The sequence below is a fragment of the Nonomuraea phyllanthi genome, from assembly GCF_006334985.2.
GTDB lineage: Bacteria > Actinomycetota > Actinomycetes > Streptosporangiales > Streptosporangiaceae > Nonomuraea > Nonomuraea phyllanthi.
In genome coordinates, this window is the sequence record NZ_VDLX02000006.1 from 455482 (window position 1) to 476070 (window position 20589).

The 20589-nt window shown below is 71.0% G+C and carries 14 protein-coding genes; 6 read left to right on the top strand and 8 right to left on the bottom strand.

Translation table 11 applies throughout. The features are described 5' to 3' along the window. Nucleotides 1–11: 11 nt before the first annotated feature. The 4 genes from FH608_RS19165 to FH608_RS19180 form a co-directional block, all read right to left on the bottom strand. Complete coding sequence (locus tag FH608_RS19165; RefSeq protein WP_139631890.1) at nt 12–1250, bottom strand: RNA polymerase sigma factor; 1239 nt, start codon at nt 1248–1250, stop codon at nt 12–14. Further along, complete coding sequence (locus FH608_RS19170; RefSeq protein ID WP_139631891.1) at nt 1247–1594, bottom strand: YciI family protein; 348 nt, start codon at nt 1592–1594, stop codon at nt 1247–1249. The genes FH608_RS19165 and FH608_RS19170 overlap by 4 nt, the downstream gene beginning before the upstream one ends. Before the next feature lie 87 nt (nt 1595–1681). Next, the gene (locus FH608_RS19175) at nt 1682–2173 is read right to left on the bottom strand and encodes a DinB family protein (RefSeq protein ID WP_139631892.1); all 492 of its coding nucleotides are present in this window, start codon (nt 2171–2173) and stop codon (nt 1682–1684) included. 722 nt (nt 2174–2895) lie between these two features. Further along, nucleotides 2896–3948 (bottom strand): SGNH/GDSL hydrolase family protein, encoded by a 1053-nt coding sequence (locus tag FH608_RS19180; RefSeq protein ID WP_226899684.1) that lies wholly within the window; start codon nt 3946–3948, stop codon nt 2896–2898. 446 nt (nt 3949–4394) lie between these two features. Between FH608_RS19180 and FH608_RS19185 the strand changes: the two genes are divergently transcribed. From FH608_RS19185 to FH608_RS19210, 6 genes are all read left to right on the top strand, one after another. Next, complete coding sequence (locus tag FH608_RS19185; RefSeq protein ID WP_139631893.1) at nt 4395–5180, top strand: GntR family transcriptional regulator; 786 nt, start codon at nt 4395–4397, stop codon at nt 5178–5180. Nucleotides 5181–5310: 130 nt separating this feature from the next. Further along, the gene (locus tag FH608_RS19190) at nt 5311–6348 is read left to right on the top strand and encodes an ABC transporter substrate-binding protein (protein ID WP_139631894.1); all 1038 of its coding nucleotides are present in this window, start codon (nt 5311–5313) and stop codon (nt 6346–6348) included. A 5-nt stretch (nt 6349–6353) separates the two neighbouring features. Beyond that, nucleotides 6354–8075, top strand: coding sequence for an ABC transporter permease (locus FH608_RS19195; protein WP_139631895.1), 1722 nt, complete (start codon nt 6354–6356; stop codon nt 8073–8075). A gap of 20 nt (nt 8076–8095) precedes the next feature. Further along, entirely contained in the window at nt 8096–9223 is a 1128-nt protein-coding gene (locus tag FH608_RS19200) for an ABC transporter ATP-binding protein (protein ID WP_139631896.1), read from the top strand. A gap of 4 nt (nt 9224–9227) precedes the next feature. Next, nucleotides 9228–10034, top strand: coding sequence for a phosphatase (locus FH608_RS19205; protein WP_139631897.1), 807 nt, complete (start codon nt 9228–9230; stop codon nt 10032–10034). Nucleotides 10035–10063: 29 nt separating this feature from the next. Further along, complete coding sequence (locus FH608_RS19210; protein WP_193318504.1) at nt 10064–12340, top strand: phosphodiester glycosidase family protein; 2277 nt, start codon at nt 10064–10066, stop codon at nt 12338–12340. An 86-nt stretch (nt 12341–12426) separates the two neighbouring features. Here the strand turns inward: FH608_RS19210 and FH608_RS19215 are convergent, their stop codons facing one another. The 4 genes from FH608_RS19215 to FH608_RS19230 are packed head-to-tail and all read right to left on the bottom strand — an operon-like array spanning nt 12427 to nt 20526. Next, complete coding sequence (locus tag FH608_RS19215; RefSeq protein WP_139631899.1) at nt 12427–13713, bottom strand: TIGR02679 family protein; 1287 nt, start codon at nt 13711–13713, stop codon at nt 12427–12429. Then, complete coding sequence (locus FH608_RS19220) at nt 13710–17849, bottom strand: TIGR02680 family protein (RefSeq protein ID WP_226899685.1); 4140 nt, start codon at nt 17847–17849, stop codon at nt 13710–13712. The genes FH608_RS19215 and FH608_RS19220 overlap by 4 nt, the downstream gene beginning before the upstream one ends. Then, complete coding sequence (locus FH608_RS19225) at nt 17846–18997, bottom strand: TIGR02678 family protein (protein ID WP_139631900.1); 1152 nt, start codon at nt 18995–18997, stop codon at nt 17846–17848. Before FH608_RS19225 ends, FH608_RS19220 begins: the two co-directional genes overlap by 4 nt. Continuing rightward, nucleotides 18994–20526: a TIGR02677 family protein gene (locus tag FH608_RS19230; RefSeq protein WP_139631901.1), complete on the bottom strand. Its 1533-nt coding sequence runs from the start codon at nt 20524–20526 to the stop codon at nt 18994–18996. Before FH608_RS19230 ends, FH608_RS19225 begins: the two co-directional genes overlap by 4 nt. Between the last annotated feature and the right edge of the window lie 63 nt (nt 20527–20589).

Here is a 20589-nt window from a genome sequence, read left to right on the forward strand (position 1 = left end):
TATTCGCCACGTCAAGTGCACTCGCCTTGGCTGATCGGCAGCGCCGCGAGCCTTCGGTGCAGGAAGCGGGCCTCGGGTCCGTCCTCGGCCACCAGCCGCAACGCATCCTCGTACGCGGCCCTGGCCTCCCGTGTCCGGCCGAGGCGGCGCAGGAAGTCCGCGCGGGCCGCGGGAAGCAGGTGGTAGCCGGCCAGCGCGTCGGCGTCCAGCGCGTCCAGCGCGTCGAGCCCGGCCGCGAAGCCGTCGCGGAAGCCCACGGCCACCGCCCGGTTGAGCGCGGCCACCGGGGAGGGCTGAGCGGTGAGCAGCGCGTCGTACAGCGGCACGATCGCATGCCAGGGCGTCGCCCGCGCGGACGGAGCGGACGCGTGGCAGGCCGCGATCCGCGCCTGCAGCCAGTACGGGCCCGGCGGGCGGCCGGAGCGTGTCGCGCGGCGCAGTTCGTGGTGCGCCTCGGCGGTCAGGACCGGATCCCAGCGGGCACGGTCCTGCTCCTCCATGGGCACCAGATCACCTGCGGCGTCGAACCGGGTCGCGCGGCGGGCCTGCTGGAACATGATCAGGGCCAGCAGGCCACGGGCCTCGTCGGAGGACGGCATCAGGTCGGCCAGCAGCCGCACCAGGCGCAGCGCCTCGTCCGCAAGGCGGCCTTCGGGCTGTCCGTAGCCTGCGTTGAAGACGAGGTAGAGGACAGCGAGCACCCCGTCGGTGCGCTCGGCCAGCAGATCGGCAGGCGGCACCCGGTACGGGATCGCGGCATGGCTGATCTTGCGCTTGGTGCGCAGCAGCCGCTGGGACATGGTGCTCTCGGAGACCAGGAAGGCGTCGGCGATCTGCGCGGTGTTGAGCCCGGCCACGGTCTTCAGGGTCAGCGCCACCCGGCCGTCCAGCGGCAGCGCCGGATGGCAGCAGGTGAAGATCAGGCTCAGTCGGTCGTCGCGGTTTTTGTCGGTCCGCGCCGCATCGTCCAGCAGCGCCCTTTCGGTCAGTTTGGCCCGCTCTGTGCGGCGGCGGCGCAGCACGTCGAGCGCGCGGTTGCGGGCCGCGGTGGTCAGCCAGGCCGCGGGCGACCGCGGCAGGCCGGCCTCGGGCCAGTGCCGCAGCGCCTTCTCCACCGCGTCCTGCACACAGTCCTCGGCCAACGCCCAGTCGCCCGTGAGACGGATGAGGCTCGCCACCATGCCCGCTCGCTCCGCGGCGACGGCCGAAGCCGCCGCCGCGGCAGCCGCCTCGGCCGTCGACGCCGTCACGCGTGGTCGCCCGGCCAGAACGGGCGCAGTTCGAGTTTGCCGCCCCTTGCCATCGGGTGCCGCGCTGCGATCGCGATGGCTTCGTCCAGGTCCTCGCATTCGAGGATGTCGAAGCCGCAGATCCAATCCTTGGACTCGGTGAACGGGCCGTCGGTGACCAGCACCTGGCCGCGGCTGACCCGTACCGTCGTGGCATCGCTGAGCGGCCGCAGCCGCTCCCCGATGATCCGCTTGCCGCGGCCGTCGACGTCGGCCAGCCACTCCTCGATGGTCAGGTCGCCGGGCGTGGGCTCGGCCTCGGCGGTGGCGTCCGGATCGGCGACGACGAACATCATGTACCTCATGTGCGGGTTTCCTGCCTGCTCAACGGTGTGGACGACTATACGACGAACGGGGCGATCCCGGATCCGACACTGCTCCGGGTCGTCGCCTCACTGCACCACCCACTGTCGGCCGTCCAGCAACTCGCGCACCGTGTCGAGGTGCCCGGCGTGGACGGAGGTCTCGACGAGGACGTGCGCCACGATGGAGCGCACATCGGGGAAGTCCATGCCCCAGCGGGCCCATACGGGGTCCGGCTGCTTGGGCGGCGCGTCCAGGTCCGTCGCCGCGAGGACGGCGTCGGCACGGCGGATCTCCTCGTGGTAGGCCGAGAAGACATGCTCGGCGCTCTCGTCGGCACCGACGCGCCAGTCGCCGCCCTTCTCGGCCGGCAGGATGTCCCGCGGCTCGCCGCCCACCACGCAGCGGAACCAGTACCGCTCGTCGGACAGCGTCAGATGCCTGACCAGCGCCAAGCAGTGCCAGCCAGAGGGCAACACCGGGCGGCGCAGCTGTTCCTCCGTCAGCCCCTCCAAGATCCCCAGCACATGCCCGCGCTGTCCTGCCAACCGCCCGAGGAGCACCTCGGCTTCACGCCCCATCCCGGATCTCCCATCTGCCGCGATCTTCGATCTTCTTGCCCGTACGACGATCGGGACAGCGTGGAATCCGACGGCTGGCGGCTCCCGATCGTCGGAGTGCCGGCAGTCGTGGGCGGGTCGGCGGACGGATCCGGTTCGCCGCCAGGGCGTGGTAGCGCCCCGGCAGCGCCGTGAACAGCACGGTGAGGGGGCGGGTGCCCGCCGAGCGCAGGGCGGGGGAGCCGAAGACCGAGAGGTCCACCAGCAGTCAGCACAGTCCGCTGTCTGCCAGGCCGTCTCGCCGCTGGCGTGCCAGGGGTTCACGCCAGAAGCCCCGAGCGCGTCGGCAAGCCTCGGGGACACCTCGACTGCGGCTCACATGACGTGTGCCGCCGTCTCGACTGGGATCTCTCCCAAGTCGCGGTGGTGCGCTCGCGGGACGACCGGCGTGTGGGCAGCCTCGACGGGCCCTCGCGATCAGGCCGGTTCCGCAGAGCCGGATCCGCCGGGTGACCGGTCCGCGCCGGTTCCTCGAACCCGCTGAGGCGTGAAACGCCAGCCGGTCCGCGCCGGTTCCTCGAACCGCTGAGGCGTGAAACGCCGGCCGGTCCGCGCCGATTTCGCGACCTCGCATCCACGACGCTGCGCCGGCACCTCCCGGAGGAAGGGGGTGATCAGCGGAACTCGGCCCGCTGGCCATGGATCTGCGGGTCGGGCGGACGGAGAGCGCGCTTGCCGAGGGCTTAGGGCCGGTCGGTGAGCCCGTCTCGCCTGTTGTGCAGGATCGGGCGCAGGACCTTCTCGTACGCGTTGGCGTACGTGACCATGCCCAGGTCGCTCGGGTGCGATCCGTCGACCAGTTCCTCCGACTGCGGGAGTTGGTCGGCCTTGAGGTACCAGAGGTGCTTGACGCCGGAGGTGCGCAGGTTCCTGTACGCGGCGTGGAGGGCGGCCGCGTTCTGGGCGTTGCGATCCCGGCGGAACTGGACGAACTGACCGTCCCCGTATCGGCGGTCCTCGACGAGCAGAATGGGCGTGTCCGGGCGCGCCTCGCGTAGGAGGCGTACGAAGGGTTCGGCACGTTCGGAGATCTGCTGCGGGTTCATGTTGGGGGAGCTGTCGACCACGTAGACCGACGCCTCAAGCTCGGTCATCAGCTCGGCGATCTCGGGCTCCATCCTCGCGTTGCCGGAGAATCCCAGGTTGATGGTGGGCATGTCGAAGCGGCGGCCCAGGAGCGCCGTGATGGACATGCCGGGCCGGGACGCCACGCCGCCCTGCATGATCGAGCTGCCGTAGAAGACGGCGGGTGCGGCGGTGCGCGGTGCGACCCCGACGAACGACGCGCCGGACTCGACGCCGATCTGGAGATACTGCGGGCCGTTGTACAGCGGTAGGTAGGCGGTGTAGAGGCGCTCTCCGGGGTCGACCGCGAGGCCCATCTGCTGGTCGATGGTCTGAGCCGTCGGATGCGTGTTGGCCAGCCAGGCGTCCTGTCCGGCTTCGGTACGCGCGTACAGGTCCACGCCGCTGTGGCCGACGGCCGGCATGTGGTACATCGCGGTGGTGGCCAGGGTGAGCCGGTAGCGGGCTCGGAAGGTCGTCGAGTTGGACACGAACCGGGTCGAGAGCCCGGCGGAGGTCCGGCTGCGCACCCAGACCGCAGGGGGAACGACGGCTTCGGCCCTGGCCGGCAGCCGGTCGTAGAAGGCCGCCGTGTCGGACCAGCCCCTGCCCTCGACACCCCACTGGGACACGTCGTACCAGGCGATGTCGCCCTCGATGGTGGGCGTCACCTCGACGAACTCCGTGGGCCACGCTGCGGCTGGTTGCGGGGTGGCGTGGGCCGGTGCGGGTAACAGGCCAGGCATCGCGAGGGCGGCTCCGCCGGCGCCGGCGAGTCCGAGGAGGCGACGGCGATTGACCATCTGGTTTCCCACTGGTGCTCCCTTGTCGATCGATGGTTCTCAGGGCTCAAGCCGGACGGGGGAAGGCGCTGGTGGAGGCAGGGTGGTCATGTGTCGGCCCTGATGCGACGATGATCGGACCCGGCCTGACGGTCGCGGCCAGCCGTGGGACGGAGGAGTGGCGGTGCGTCGGCGCTCCGCCAAGGTTCACCGGGAGGTCATGATTACTCGGTGACTGTATGAGCTGGTATACAAGTCGTCAATACCAATTCATGGCTGTGGCGTAAAATGCGGGGAAGCGCGGGTGCCGCCGTGAAGGGCTGGAGGGGGTGGACGTGAGCGACGCAGACGCTCCTCGCGGGCGCAAGCACAGCATGGTCCGGGAGCGGATCATGAGCCTGCTGGAGGATCTCAACGTGGGCGATCCGATCCCGCCGGAGCGGGTGCTGGAAGAGGACTGCGGGGTCTCCAGGCTCACGGTGCGGCGCGCCGTCGACGACCTGGTCAGGGACGGTCATCTCATCCGCAGGCAGGGCAGCGGGACCTACGTCGCGCGGCCCACGATCACGCAGTCGCCGGCGGCGTCGTCGTTCTCGATGGGTCTGCGCCGGCGGGGGATCACGCCGTCGACCCGCGTCGTCGGGGTGGAGCGCTCGGATGCGGGCGTCCGCCTGAGCTGGCGGCTCCAGATCGCGCCCTCCGACACGATCGTGACCGTACGGCGACTGCGGCTGGCCGACGGTGATCCGATCGCGATCGCCACCACGACGTTGCCGGACGCCCTGGTCCCCGGCCTGCCTGCCGAAGAGCTGGAGGAGAAGTCCCTCTACCGGCTGCTCTTCGATCAGTACGGGCTGAAGGTGGCCTCGGGGACGCAGACCATCGAACCGACGGTGCTCGGCCCGGAGGAATCCGCGGTGCTCGATGCGCCGCCCTACTCTCCCGCGTTCCTGTTCCGGACCGCGACCCGCACGTCGGACGGCCTTCCCATCGAGTTCACCCGGACGTTGTTCAGAGGCGACCGGTACATGATCACCTCGGAGCTGGACCTGACGGCCACCCCGGAAGAGGACCTCGGGCACCCCCGCGGGGTGACGCACACCGCGACGCCCCTGGGGTGACGACCGCCCTCCGGCGACTGCGATTGGTGTACAAGAGGTATTGACATCAAGAGCATGAGATATAACCATTTCGGGCATCGTGACCTTGCGCTCCTCTCCTGCGGGCGTATCGATCCGAAGGCGGTCACTCATGCGCACACCCCTGTTACGCGTTGCCGCAGGCGCGCTCTCTCTCGCACTTCTCATGCTCGGGCCGGCGGCCTGCGGGTCCGGCGGCGACGATGACACCGCGTCCGCGTCCGGCGGCTCGGTGACGTGGTACACGCCGATGCCCGAGGAACCCGCTCGACGGCTGGCCGAGGCGTACGAGGCCGAATCAGGCATCGAGGTCGAGGTGCTGAGGCAGAGCGCCGGCGAACTCCTGGCGAGGCTGAAGGCCGAGGCCGGCCGTCCGGCGGCAGACGTGATCGGCCTGGCCAGCGGGGATGCCGGCCCGCTGGCCAAGGAGCAGCTCATCCGGCCCTACAAGTCAGCGGTCGCGGGCGTCGACCAGCGGTTCGTCGATCCGGCCGGCTACTGGCACGCCAACGAGCTGATCCTGATGACCGTCGGCGTCAACGCCGACCGGTGGAAGGAGGAGACGGGCGGGGCCCCGCTCCCGAAGACGTGGGACGAACTGCTCCGCCCGGACCTGAAGGGCCAGCTCGTCATGCCGAACCCGACGCTGTCCGGGACCGGATACACGTTCGTGGCGACGCAGTTCTTCCGTCACGGAAACGACGCGGCCGCGTGGAAGTTCCTCGACTCGTTCCACAAACTGGTCGGCCAGTACACCGACAGCGGGGGAGCCCCGTCCCAACTGGTCGCCACCGGCGAGTACGTGGCCGGCGTGTCCTTCGCCCATGACCTGCTCAACGTGCGCGGGGCCGGGTTCCCCATCGAACTCGTCTACCCCAAGCCCACCGGCGTCGTCATCTCCGGCAACGCGCTCGTCGAGGGATCTCCGAACCCCCAGGGAGCCGAGAAGTTCATCCAGTGGCTCCAGGGCAGGAAGGCGTCCCAGATGATCGTCGACCTGGTCCACTCGTACCCCGTGCGGACCGACGTCGACCTCCCTGAAGGCGCGCAAGGGCTCGCCGAACTCGACCTCGTGGACTACGATCCGGTGCGCGCCGGCGAGATGCGCGACGCGGTGTCGCGGGAGTTCGCCAAGCGGTACGGGGTCTGATCGCCGTGCCCTCGACGACCCATCGGACCGGCTCCGTCGTCCCTGAACCGCGCCCGCGGACGGAGCTGGAGACGGACTCCGGGCAGGTGACCCGGCCCGACTGGCAGCGGCGCAGCCGCAGGCGCCTCCTGGCCGACCGGATCACGGTCGGCACCCTCGCGGTCTACGTCGGCGGGCTGCTCGTCCTCCTCGTCCTGGTGCCGACGGTGGCCATGCTGTTCGAGCCCGACGGCGAGGCCTGGCGCAGTCTGGCCGAGCCGCGCGTGGCGCAGGCCGCGAAGAACACCGTCGTCATCGGCGTGGCCTCGACGCTGAGCGCCACCGTGGTCGGCTTCCTGTTCGCCTACGCCCTCAGCCGGCCCGACCTCAGGGGCCGGGCCGTGCTGCGGGTGATGGCCCTCCTCCCGCTGATCTCGCCGCCGTTCGTCGTCGGTCTCGCGGTGTTGCTGCTGTTCGGGCGGCGGGGCCTGATCACACATGAGCTGCTGGGGCTGGACGTCAGCCTCCTGGGCCTCGGCGGTCTCTGGCTCGTCCAGACGCTCGCCTTCTTCCCCATGGCCACGCTGACCCTGCTGCCGACGCTGAAGAACATCGGCTCCACCCTGGAATGGGCCGGCCGGGACCTCGGCTGGACGTGGTTCCAGACCTTCCGCCGGGTCACGCTGCCCCTGGCGTTCCCCACGATCCTGAACGCGCTGCTCCTCGTCGGCATGTTCGTCATCACCGACTTCGGCAACCCCGTCCTCATCGGCGCCGGGTACCAGGTTCTCTCGGTCGAGGCCTACGTGCAGGCCGTGGGCAGGCAGGACTTCGGCATGGCGGCGGTGCTGTGCGTGCTGCTGTTCGTGCCGACGCTGATCCTCTTCCTGATCCAGCGCCGGGTCCTGTCGCGGCGCTCCGCGGTGACCGTGTCCGGGAAGACCGGGAGCCTGCCTCCGGCGCCGCTCCCCCCGATGGTGCGGCGCGGGCTCCTCACCGTCCTGGGCATGGTCAGCGCCCTGATGATCCTCATCTACGGGAGCATCGTGGCCGGCTCGTTCACCCGGGCGTGGGGCGCGGACTGGAGCCTCACGCTGGACCACTGGCGGACGGCTCTCCTGCGCGGGGACGACATCCGCAATTCGGCGCTGTTCTCCACCACGGCGGCGGTCATCACGACGATCAGCACTCTGGTCGCCGCCTACGTCGTGCACCGCACGAAGGTCGTCGGCCGTGGCGTGATGGACGGGCTCGCGGTGCTGCCGTCGGCGATCCCCGGGACGATGATCGGCATCTCGTGGCTGCTCACGTTCAACGAGGCGCCGCTCGCTCTGACCGGCACCGCGCTGATCCTGGTGCTGGTCATGGTGGTGCGCGCCCTGCCGGTCGGCTACCGGACCGCCGTGACCACGATCAACCAGATCAGCCCGTCGATCGACGAGGCCGCCACCGACCTCGGCGCCTCGCGGGCCCGGGTCATCGTCCAGATCATGTTCCCCCTGCTGGGCGGCGCGTTCACCACGTCGCTCGTGTTCGGGTTCCTCCACGCGATCAACACGCTGAGTGCCGTGATCTTCCTGACGTCGCCGGGGATCGGCCTGGGCGCCCCCACCATCGTCAACCTCGCCGAGTTCGGCCAGTGGGGCGCCGCGACCGGCGTCGCGGCCGGCCTGATGGTGGTCAGCTTCGCCGGGCTCGCCGTCGCGAAGCTCGCCCTCGGTTCCCGGCTGCGGCTCTACGACCTGTGACACCTGCTGATGGAGATTCCATGATCGAACTGAAGTCGTTGTGCAAGTCGTTCGACGGGGTGCCGGCCGTTCGTGACCTCGACCTCGTCGTCGGCCGCGGCGAGTTCCTCTGCCTCCTCGGCTCCAGCGGGTGCGGCAAGAGCACCACGTTGCGGATGATCGCCGGCTTCGTCCAGCCCGACAGCGGAACCGTGCTCATCGACGGCATCGACGTGTCCGGCTTCGGTCCGGACGCGCGGCCGACGTCCATGGTGTTCCAGGACTACGCGATCTTTCCGCACCTCACCGTCGCGGAGAACATCGAGTTCGGGTTGAAGGCCCAGAAGCTGGCCAGGGACGAGCGGGCACGTCGCACCGAGGAGGCGCTCGAACTCGTCGGTCTCACGGGCCTGGGCGGCCGGCGACCGAACGAGCTCTCCGGCGGGCAGCAACAGCGCGTCGCCGTCGCCCGGTCGCTGGCGATCCGGCCGTCGGTGCTGCTCATGGATGAGCCGCTGTCCAACCTCGACGCGAAGACCCGCATCCAGTTGCGCACCCAGCTCCGCGAGATCCAGCGCGACACCGGGACGACGATCGTCTACGTCACCCACGATCAGGAGGAGGCGCTGGCCCTCGGCGACCGGATCGCCGTCATGAGGGACGGCTCACTCGAACAGCTCGGCAGCGGTCACGAGATCTATCTGGCCCCGTCCAACGGATACGTCGCCGACTTCGTCGGCATCACGAACTGGCTGGTGGGGGAGTTCGCCGGCGAGTCGCCCGAGTCGTGGGAGGTCATCGTCGCCGGAGCGGCGCTCCCGGCGACGCCCGCGAGCGCGTCGCCCCCCGTCTCCCGCGGCTCGCTCGTCGACGTGTCGGTACGCCCCGAGGACGTGTCCCTCACGGAGGAGGACGCCACCGACGGGCGGGCGCTCCGCGGCGTCGTCCGCGACGTCCAGTTCCTCGGCCCGGTCGTTCGCACCTATGTCGACGTCGAGGGATCGGTCGTGATCGTGCATTCGGCCCAGAGCGGCTGGTCTCCTGGAACGACCGTCCGGCTGGCCATCGGGAACGGCACGGCGCGGGCGTTCCCCCGGACCGAGGGAGCGTGGCGCCCACCAGGGGCTGCCGCGCGGCCCGAGAGCGCCGTCGCGGCGGCGGCGAGCTGACGACATGCGCACCGCACATGGAGAGGCGGACCTGCGCGAGTTGCTCGTCGAGCGGAGCCTGTCCGGCAACATCCGGACCCCCCGTCGGCAGTCGCTGGCGTACGCCCTCAAGATGCTCGGAGGAGATCCGGACAACACCTTCGGGCTGCAGGACTGGCGTACGGCGACCGTCGACGAGGTCGTGACCGCCGTCGCCGCCGGCATCGGCGACCGCATCACGCACGGCGATCCGCACCTGGGGTACATCGCGCCGGAGAACACGCTGGCCGGCATCCGGGCCCACGCTGACGCCCTGGCTCCCTTCCTGCGTGACGGCGGCGCCGCGGTGCTGCTGGCGACCGGGCACCCGACCGGGCTGCTGGAACACTACGCCGAACTGGCCCGCGCCCTGCGGAACGCGGGCAACCGGATCGTACGCGTCCTCGACGACCACCGTCTCGACCGCGCCGTCGGCGCCCATTCCGCGGGCGAGTCGGGGATCCGGTTCTTCGGCGGGGTCGGGTGTGCCTTCCACGACGAGGCGATTCTCCACACCCACCGGCCCGAGTACATGGAAGCCATGATCGCCGCGGCGGCCGATGACGGCGTACGGATCGATCTCGTCATCGCCGACCACGGCATGGCCGGCGCGGCGATCGCCGCAGGCCTGAACACGCTGTCGATAGCCGACGCCAACGACATCGCCCTGTTCCTGGCTCGGTCCCGGGGACGGCACGACCCCGTACTGCCGATCGAGGACAACTTCACGCCCGCCGAGTTCGCCCCGGTGACCGAGTTCATGCTCTGGCGCGCAGCCGGCATTGCTGTTTGAGGAGGATAGTCATGTCTCGTCACGGTTTGATGCGATGGAAAGTCCCTTTCGCCCTGTTATCGGCGGCTCTCGCCCTTGTCCTGACGGGCCCGGCGTACGCGCAGACGGAGCCGCTCGCAGTCCCGGCCACGGCCGGCTCGCCGCAGACCACCGGCCGCACCGAAACGTACCGCGAGACCCGGCCGGTCGCTCCGGGTGTCGAGCTGAGCACGGTCGAAATGTACGGGCCGGACGGCGCGACCGGAGAGCCGGGCTGGCTGCAGACCTACCAGATGTCCGTCGACCTCACGTCCGGCGTACAGATCGGCCGGCTCTTTCCCGGCCAGGTCGCTGCGCGGCGTCCGCTCCTTGACATGGCGCGGGACGCGGGCGCCGTCGCCGCGGTGAACTCGGACTACTTCGACATCTCCGGATCCGGCGCGCCGTGGGGCGTGGGCATCCAGGACGGCGAGCTCCTGCAGTCGCCCCTGCCCAACACGAAGGCGACGCAGACCGACCAGACCGCGGTGATGTTCTCCGAGGACCAGGTGGGCGCCATCGGCGAGATCGTCTTCGAGGGGACCATCGAGCTGCCCGGTGGCCGGACCGTCCCCCTGGACGCGCTGAACAAGGCGGAACTGCTGGACAACCAGATCGGCATGTTCACCCCGGTATGGGGCACGTACTGCCGCTGCCATCCGGTCAGGGGCGTCGAGCGGACCATCGAGGTGGTGGTACGGGACGGCGTCGTGGCCGAGGTGGCCGGCGTCCCCCGGGAGGGCGCGATCGCCGAGGACACGTTCGTGCTGGTGGGCCGGGAGGCCGGCGCGGAGGCGCTGTCCTCGTTGCGGCCCGGCGACCCGGTCTCCGTCGACTACGACGTACGCGCTCCTGGGGACATGAAGGTCGAGGCGGCCATGAGCGGCCGCCAGCTCCTCGTCGCGGACGGCGAACCGCTCGAGCTCCCGGCGGGGAACAACACGCCGGAACCGCGCACCGCCGTCGGCTTCTCCGCCGACGGGACCAAGATGTGGCTGGTCGCGGTGGACGGCCGCCAGCCCGAGTTCTCCCGCGGCATCGGGCTGAACGAGCTGGCGCGGATGATGGTCGACCTGGGCGCGCACAGCGCGCTGAACTTCGACGGCGGGGGCTCGACGACGCTCGTCGCGCGCGACCCCGGCGAGGAGGACGCCGAACTCGTCAACCGGCCGTCCGACCCCGCGGGCACCCGTCCGGTGCCCACCGGGCTGGCCATGTTCCTTCCCGAGGGCAGTGGCAGGGCCACGGGCTTCTGGGTGGGCACGGCGACGGAACGCGACCGGTTCCCGGGCCCGGATCCGGCCGCGTCATGGCGTACCGAGCGGGTCTTCCCCGGGCTGACCCGCGCGCTGAGCGCGGACGCGTTCGACGAGACGTACGGTCCCGCCGATCTGCCCGGCAAAGCCAGGCCACGGTGGCGGGTCGCGGACGACCGGATCGGCCGGGTGGACCGCGATGGCGTGTTCCGCGCACGGTCGCCGGGTGAGACGACCGTGACGGCCAAGTGGGGCAAGGTCACCGGGGACATCGAGCTGACCGTGCTGGGTGAGCTGGCCAAGCTGGAGACCGGCCCCGGCCGGCTCAACCTCCTCGAAAAGGGTGCCAAGGGGACCTTCGAGGTCAACGGCTCGGACTCCGCCGGATACGCGGCCCCCATCGATCCCGCCGATGTCACCCTCACCTATGACGACGCCGCGCTGGACGTGACCGCGGACGGCGCCGGAGCGTTCACCGTCACCGCCCGCGCCGACGACGGCGAGCACGTCGTCACGGTGTCCGCCGGCGGCGTGACGACCGAGCTGGTCGTGGGCATCGGGACGTCCCAGGGCATGGTGGAGAACTTCGATGAGACGTGGAACTGGCGCTTCTGGAGCCTGCGCGCGACCGGAACCGTCTCATCCACCCCGGACGGCCACGACGGCAACGGGCTGAAGCTGGACTACGACTTCACCCAGAGCACCGAGACGCGCGGCGTCGGTATCTGGCCGGTCTCCAACCTCCTTCCGGTGTCCGGCGAACCGACGGCGTTCAAGCTCTGGGTGAAAGCGGAAGGGCACGTCCACCGGACGCGCCTGGAGGTCGTCGACCGCAACGGGACCTTGCACACGATCGAGCCCGCCTTCATCACCGAACCGGGCTGGCAGCAGGTCACCTATGACCTGCCGGACACCATGGCCTATCCGGTGAGCCTGCGCCGGATCTTCTTCAACGAACTCGATCCGGACGCCCGCTACGTCGGCACCCTGGTCCTGGACGAACTGACCGCCGTGGTCGCGGGCTCACCCTGAGCCACGCCTGAGGAGATGGATCAGGGTCAGCATGGCGAACCGGAGCTCGCGGCGGCGGCCGTGAGTGACCATCGCGCCGATCATCATCAGGACTCAGCGCCATGCCTCTTCGGGACCAGGTCGGCGATCAATTCGGCAAGCACGAGTTCCTCCTCGACCCGTACGCCGCGTCGCTCCATCGCCACGGTGAGCGCCGGATCCCAGGGGGTCGGTCGGGCCTGACCGGACAGCGGTGCCGACGAGGGCACGGCTTGGTAGGAGGCGGCGTCGAAGCGCCACGGCTGAAACCCGAGCCGTTCGTGGACCGAGGACGCGATGGCGATCCCGCCCCAGTCGAAGTCGCCGTGGTAGGCGAACGTCGCGCCGCCGGCCGCGAGGAGGTCCAGGAGCCGCCAGACGGCCGTCGACGGCCGGCCGCCCCCGCATATCAGCGGCGGGCAGGAGGCTCCGAGCTCGTCGGCCGCCGCGGCCACCACCACCGGGTTCTCACAGATCCTGACCAGGTCCGCAGGCAAGGGGGACTCGTGCCGGCGGAGCTGGCGCAGGGTCAGCACGCATGGCTCGCCCGCCGCCCTGGCGGCGTTGAGCATGCGTCCGGTGGGGGAGCGGTCGTCACCTGGAAGCCCCAGGCAGAGCACGAGAGAGGACAGGTCATCGAGGTGCACGCCGACCGCGGCCCAGACCGAGCGGCGGGCGTCCGCGCCGCTTTCGCCCGCGTACGGCAGGCCGGACAGGGCGCGTGCCGCGGACAGGGCGAGGGTCGCGAGCGGGCGTCCTTCGTCCAGGCCGTGTGCGTCGCCACAGGTCTCGGCGGCCAACCTGCCGAGGGGCGTGCCCGGCGACGGCAGCCGCTCCAGTACGGCGCTCAGCCGGTCGAGCAGGGTACGTGCCTCTCCGGCCGTGGCGGCGAGCCTTCTGACCAGGCCGGTGGACTCCAGCCACGATCGCCACCCGGACAGCTCGGGACGGTTGGCGACGAGCGTATCGAGCCTGGTGAAAGCACGTTCCCAGGCCGCCGTCCGCGCAGCCTTCTCGCCGGACAGGTCCCGGATCGGACCGCGCAGCCGGACGACGGCTTCGCGCAGCCCGTCCGCGGTGACACCACTGGCTCGCAGGATGCGGTCCACCTCGTCCAAGGAGACCGACAGCGAGGAACCGGCTCCCGCGCGGCGGCCGAGCAGCGCCTCGGCCGCCCGGCGCTGGGCCGGGGTCGCGGCCGTGAGCGTCACCGTCCCGGTCGGTGGCCTGCCCTGCTCCAGACGGTGGCGTGCCCGGTCGACCAGCCAGGCGATCTCATCGCCGCCCAGCAGCCGAATCAGCCTCTCGCTCGCCCCGCCACCTGTGACCGAGCCGTCCGTGTCGCCGCCGCTCAACCCGGCACACCGTCCTCGTCCACGCCGAACAAGCCGCCCTGCCGCACGGGGGGTGCGGGGGACGGCGCGGGAACCGTGATGGCGGGGCGTTCCACCCGCAGCCGTTCGCGCCCGTCCCACCGCCAGGGCGTCACCAGCACGGCGTCGATGCCGTCACGGCGCGACAGCTGGCAGATCGCCAGGCCGGGGACCTGCGGGTAGCAGCCCCACTCGCGCTCGCTGGTCATCACCACGTCCATGTCGAACGTGGCCAGCAGGCCGAGGCACTTGGCCCGGGAATCGTCGTCGACCCCGGCGAACGCCTCGTCCAGCGCGACCAGGCGAGGCGCGTGCGGGTTGGCCGCGGACTTGTAGTGGGCCGAGGCGGCGGCGAACAGCGGCACCGATGCCGCCAGCACCCGCTCGCCGCCGGAGGCGGGACCGGTCGCCGCTCGCCACTGCCCGTCCTGGAGGCGCTGGATCGCGAACTCGTGCCAGGTGCGATAGTCCAGCGCCCTGGTCAATGCCTCGGTCCAGCCCGCGGCTGGATTGTCGGCGTGTTCGCGGGCGATCCGCTCCTGAAGGAACGCGCCGACGGCCGACCGGTCGGCGGTGGACCAGGCATCCACGGTCTGGCGGAGCTTGCCCCTGACCCGGTCGAGCCCGTCAGGGGCGTTCCTGGCCGTCTTCCAGATCAGGCGCAGCCGCATGCCGGTGGAGGTGGGGCGGGACTCCAGTTCGGCGTTCATCTCCTGGACCTCGGACTCGGCTGCGGCGATCAGCTCATGCAGCGTGCCGGCGACCTCGTTGAGCAGGTGGTTCTCCAGAATCTCGCGTTCTTTGGCCGACAGGAGCTGAGCGCGTTGCTCGGTCTCTTCGGCCAGCGCCCCGGCCAGCTCCGGCATGTCTCTGGTCCGGCCCTGGAAGACCACGTCCACGATCATGACGCCGTCGCGCAGGGTCAGCCCGACCGAATGCCCGTGCCGCGCCATGGCGTCCGACAGCAACTTGTGCTCCTCGGCGACCTTCTTCTGCACCCGGTCCCATGGGCCGTCGCCGTCGTCCACGGCGTCGAGCTCGGCGTTGACCGTCCTGGCCAGGAGCACGGCGGGCGTCGCCGCCCATTCGCCGTCCGTGTCCGGCACGTCCAGGTCGGCGAGCGCGACATTCAGCAGGCCTGTGGCGGCGAACGACTGGAACTCGCGCACGGCGGTGTCGCGTGCCGTGGTCGCCTCCTCGATCTGATTACGCAGGGTGTCGCGCTCGCCCTCGGCCTTGCCACGCTCTTGCAGGGCCTTCTGCTCGCGTCGGCGAGTGGTGCGCTCCGCGACGGCGCGCTCGCTCAGCTCGCGCTCCACCTGGTCGAGCCGGCTGAACAGCTCCTCGACCGCGGCGCCGGCGGTCGCGGCCAGAGTGCGGTACGCCTCGGCCGCGACGTCTGCCTCCTCGCCTGCCTTCGCGGCCAGTTCGGTGGCGTCGTCGAGCTGCTCTTTCGTCCGGCCGAGCTCCTCTTCGGCGTCCGCGGCGCTTTCGCGCGAGTCGCGCCAGGCATGTACGGCGGGCCACAATTGGGCCAGGGCCAGCCGATAGCGGGTGAGTGCGGCCTTGACCTCGCCGAGCGGGGCGAGCTCGGCGGGCAGGCCGACGTCCGCGGCGAACTCCTCGGCCCGGATGCCCGCGTCCCGGAGCTCGTCCTGCCGATCACGAAGCAGCCGGGCCGCTGCGGCATGCGCGGCGGCGATCTCGTCCCGCCGTTCGTACGCGGTGGCGCGCTTGACGTGCGCCTCCCGCAGGTCGGCGTCCGGAGGCAGGCCGTGGTGTTCCGCGGCGAGCCTTTCCCGGCGCGCGGCGAGCGACTCAAGCCGGCCACGCAGGTCGTCGATCCGCCGATTCGCCTGGTCCAGCTCCCCGCGAAGGGTCGCCAGCCGGGTCCGCCGCGCTTCCTCTCTGGCGCCCTCGCCGATGTAGCGAGCCTCGACCTTGTGCCATGATCCGGTGAGTACGCCGTTCGCCCATCGGCCGTCCACCGCCACCCACGCCCGGTGACCGTGGCCGGAGCCGAGGCCGATGCCTGAGAGCACGGCCTCCACGGCGCCGTCGGCCAGCGCCGCAGCCTGCGGATCGGCCCGGTCCACGGCCGGCCGCAGGACGGCGACGCAGGATGGGCCGGTCAGCGGCTCGCCGGCCACGACGACGGCGTCGTCCTCGGCCAGCAACGTCCCGTCCGGCGTCACCCAGGCATCCAGGATCCCGGCGGCCTCCAGTGCCGCCTCCAGCCCGGCCCGATGGTCGGCAGGCAGGGCGCCGGCGAAGTCCACCACCTTCCACAGGGGCGCGCCGGGACGGCCGAGGCGGGTGGCGGGGTCGCGCGTGTGAGGTGGGGGCGGCGTCTCGTGGCCGCCTGCCTCCAGCCGCACGATCTCCTCCGACAGGTCCGCGGCGGCCTGCGTCGCCTCCTCCAACCCGGAGTCCAGCTCCGCGCCCAACCGGCCGAGAGCGTCGGTGGCCGCTCTGGCCGCGTCGCCCACGGTGCTCGCGGCCGGGTTGGGGCCGTCGGTGGAGGCGGCCCAGGACTCCAGCGCCGCGATCACCTCGTCGGGATCGTCCAGCCGCAGCTCGACGAGACCGGCCAGGTAGAGGGTGTACTCCTGGACGAGCCCGGCGACCGCTCCGCTCACCGCCTCCTCCGCGCCGGCGACGCGCTCGGCGACGGCCTGCGTCTCCGTGGTCAGCCGCTCCACCTCGGCACGCGCGGATCTCATCCGCTCCTGCGCCTGCCGCACGCCGTCAATGAGCCGCTCCAGCTCGCCGATCGCCTGTTCCTGGCGGTCCGCCAGCTCCTCCGCCGCACGCCTGATTCGCGCCAGCTCCGGTTGGCCGGCGGTGATGAGGTGATCGGGCTCGGACGGTGCGATGCGAGCGGTCTCGGGCTCGCATCGCGCCGCACGGGCGGCCGATACGGTCAGGTCTCTCACCCGGCCGAGGTCGCGGCCTGCCGCGTCGGCCTTGTCCCGGGCCGTACGGGCCCGCTGCTGGCGGCGCTGCGCCTCGCCTGTGAGGCGGTCCCGTTCCTGCGCACAGCGGCGGGCGTGGTCGGCCAGCCGTTCGGCCTCCTGGCCGGTCCGCTTGAGTCGTTCCGCGTCACGCATCTCCGGGCTCTGCCGGAGGGCGTCGCGGCGCGCCTCCAGCAGGGTCCGCTGTGCCTCCAGTTCGTCCAGCACCTGCTGGGCCGCCGCCAGCTCCGACTCCGCCGCGGCGTGGCGGCCCTCGGCCTCGCCGAGGTCGCGACCCAGATGTTCGTAGCGGCTGTGTGCCAGTCGCGGTACGGCGGCCTTGCGCTTGGCCGCGATGGCGGCGTACCGGCGGTAATGGACCAGGAAGCCCGCCGCCGCCTCGCGCGCCTCCGCCAGCCCGCGCAAGGCGTCCCGCTCCTCGTCCAGGCCGCGAAACGCCTCGGCGACCGTGGCGATCAGAGCGGGACTGAGCGGTGGCAGCGCCTCGGTGAGGGCGCGGGACAGCAGCTTCTCGTCCGGCTTCTTGGACAACTGCGGCTGGCGTAGCTGGATGAGAAGGTTCACCAGAGCCTCGTAACGGTGCTCGCCGAGCCCGAACAGAGCCTCGTCCACGGCCCTGCGATAGTCGGCGGCCCGGTCGTACACCATGCCTCGGCCTTCGACGGCATCACGCAGCTTCTCCCGGGTGAGCACCACTCCGGTGGAGGAGAGCAGATGGAGCTCCGCGCCCACGCGTTGCGGGGTGAGGAAGAACCAGTGCCGGACGATGCCGCGGTCCTTGACCGCCTTCAGCCCGCACCCGATCGTACGGAACTCCTCCGAACCGTCCGCCGCACGGCGGCCGAACTCCATCCACGCGTAGCCCAGTCGCTCGGGATGGGGATGCTTGCCGCCCAGCAGCAGGTTCCACTCCATGCGCTTCTGCCGGTCGCCGTCCGGTTCGACCCGATGCGGGGCCAGCTCCCCGTCTAGCAGGAACGGCAGCGTCAGGGCCAGCACCTTGGACTTGCCGGTGCCGTTGTTGCCGCGCAACAGCAGGCGACCGTCGTGGAAGTGGAACTCCTCCACGTCGTAGTAGAACAGGTCGACAAGCCCGGCGCGCAGTGGCTTCCAGCGTTCGGAGGTCGGGGAGGGCGGCATCATTGTCCTTTGATGACGGGTTCGTCCAGGGCGTATCGAGCGATGGCAGGCAGACCTATGGTGGCGTTCCCGGTGACGCGGACCAGCCGCAGCGCCGTGAGCTTGGCAAGTGCCCCTGACAGCAGCCCGTCCTCGGCTCCCGGCTCCGTCACGCCCTTGCGCCAGAAGGAGGCGTGCTCACGGGCCGCCCGCCGGACGAAGGACTTCAGCTCCTCCATCGTCAGCTCGCCGTGGGCGGCCAGCTGCTCTGCGACCAGCAGCGTCACGTGACCGTCGGTACGCTGCTCCGGCATGCGGACGTCGGTCAGCTCGTCATCGGGATCGACCATCGCGATGCCCTCCGCGCGCACCTCGGGCACCAGCCCGGTCGCCTCCTCCAGCCGGCGGACGATGGCATGCCGCTGCGAGGCCAGGTAGGCCCGCTCGTCCTCGTCGAGGTCGGCGTAATAGATCACCGGATCCTCCAGCAGCTTGCGGGTCAACCTGCGACGCAGAGCTTGGTTACGCAGGTCGTCGGTGTCAGCCACCGGCTCGGCCGTCAGCTCGGCGAGCCGGTCCTCGAACGGGACCGCGGTGATCGTGGACGGGCCCCGCGTGCCGGTGAGCAGCGCAGCCAGCACCGGCCTGCGCACGTCGTACAGCACGTCGCCGGTCGCGGACAGGTAGGCGTCCTCGTCGCCCGCGACCCTGCGCAGCACCCCCCAATCCAGCAGCGTGCGCACCACGGCCACCAGGTCGGCCCGTTCGGCGCGGCTGTCGAGGGTGAAGTCGAAGTCAAGCTCGGGTTCGGCCGCGGACGACAGCACCTCCTCGGCCAGCCGGCCGAGCGTGGTCTGCGCGTCCGCCCGTTCGAGCGTCGCCAGAGCCAGGCAGATCAACACATAGCGGCGCCGACCGTATGGCTCTCCCGCCTTGCCCCGCGCTGGATGGGTCGCGTCCCGCGTGTCAGGGGCGGTCTTGAACAGCCGCGCCGCACCCGAGTCCACGGTCAGCCGCCAGCCGGTCTCGCGCGAAAGCCAGTCGCGCAGCTCGGTCACGTGCCGGCGCACCAGCACCAGCGCCTCGGGGTCGCGTTCGGCGGTCAGCAGCGGCCTGGCCAGCAGCGCGCGTAGCGCGGCCTGCCGCTGGGCCTGCTCCTCGTCGGAGATCATCGCGCCGCCATCAGGTCGGTGATCTCTATCACGTGCTCGGGTCCGGTGAGCACACCGTCGTCCGTACGGATCTCCACCTGCCCCCCGTCAGGGACGAGCGTCAGGCGCACCTCCATCGAGCCGTCGGCGCTCACCGTCTTCACCTCCGTCTCCCCGGGGCGGCGGGCGGAGAGCGCGTCGCCGAGCAGCCCCAGGAACAGCCGGAACGCCCGCGGATCGAGCACGTTCAGCTCCGACAGCAGGACTGGGTCGCCGGTCCGCAGCGCCGCCCGGGCGGCGGCCGTCTCGCCCGCCTCCCGCTCGGCCTGCTCCTGCAGCAGCCTACGGGCCTGGGAGCGGTCGGTCACCTTGTTGGGCCTGCCGCGCCGCTCATAGGAACCGGTACGGCGAAGCTGCGGCGAGATCCTGATCGGCGGGGCCTCCAGCCAGGGAACCCCGGATCCGACCTCACGCCATTCGTCCAGGGTCGCGGCTGTCACCGTCAGATGCCGGGCCGGGGTCAACCCGAACGCCGCCCGCCACAACCGATGCGCAGCCTCCTCGTCGGGCGCCTCGGCGAACCAGCGCGCCAGCGCCCGGAAATCCGCGGACCGATCGGAACGCCCGGATCGTCGCTCGTTGAGCAGCCCCACCGCATCGATGAGTTGCTTGATCGCCGTGATCGCCGCCTGGCGCAGCAACCGCGCCTGCGACGGTCGGCCGGCGCCCGTGGAGACGAACCAGTCCTGGAGCCCCCGCCAGCGATTGGACCAGGAGGCGAACGCCGCTTCCTCGGCTCTCCCGTACGCCTCCGCCGCGTCCTCCTCGTCGGGCACCGCGTCGGCGGCCTCCCGCCGCGCGGCCAGCCACAGCAGCCGATCATGGTCGCATTTCTCCAGTTCGCCCAGGAGCGTGGCGATCCGTGCGCCGGAGTTGGCGAGGTCGGCAATGAAACGGTTGATGTAGTCGATCAGCCGTTCCTTGTAGGCGATGAACCCTGCCACGTCACCGTCGGAGAAGTCGATCGCGCGCCGCAACGAGGCCATGAACGCCTGCGCGTTGTCGGCCAGGGACGAGAACCGATCGGACAGGGACAGCAGCAGGAGGTGCACGCGCGCCGGGTCGGGGTCCGGGCCTTGAGCCAGGGCGGCCAGCGACTGCAACTGCTCGGCGATGTCTCCCAACGCCACCGACTGCAGTGCCCCGCGCTTCCCGATGGCATCCTCGTAGAACGCGATCGCCTGCTCGGCAGCCTGCCCCGCATGCGTGAGCTGGAACAGGTACCTCTTGCGGTGGAAGTCCTCCACGCTCGTGACCCTGCCGGTGTCGGCGTCGGCCCGCAGGTTGCCCCATTCCCGAAGCTTGTCCAGCGCCTGCGTGAGCGCGTCGTCGTTGTCCCGCCGCAGCTCCGCCGCCACGTCTTCGGGCCGCAGATGCACGATGAAACGTTCCTTCGCGCGCGCGAAGGAACGCAGGATCTCCCGGTAGAAGGTCGCGTTGGGCACGCTCAGGTGAGCGAAGGGCTGATGATCGTGAGGCGGGAAAGCCATACCGACAGTTTCCCTGCCCAAAGGGGGCGCCGCGTCCCATTGTGGGGGACCGACCCGAGGAGA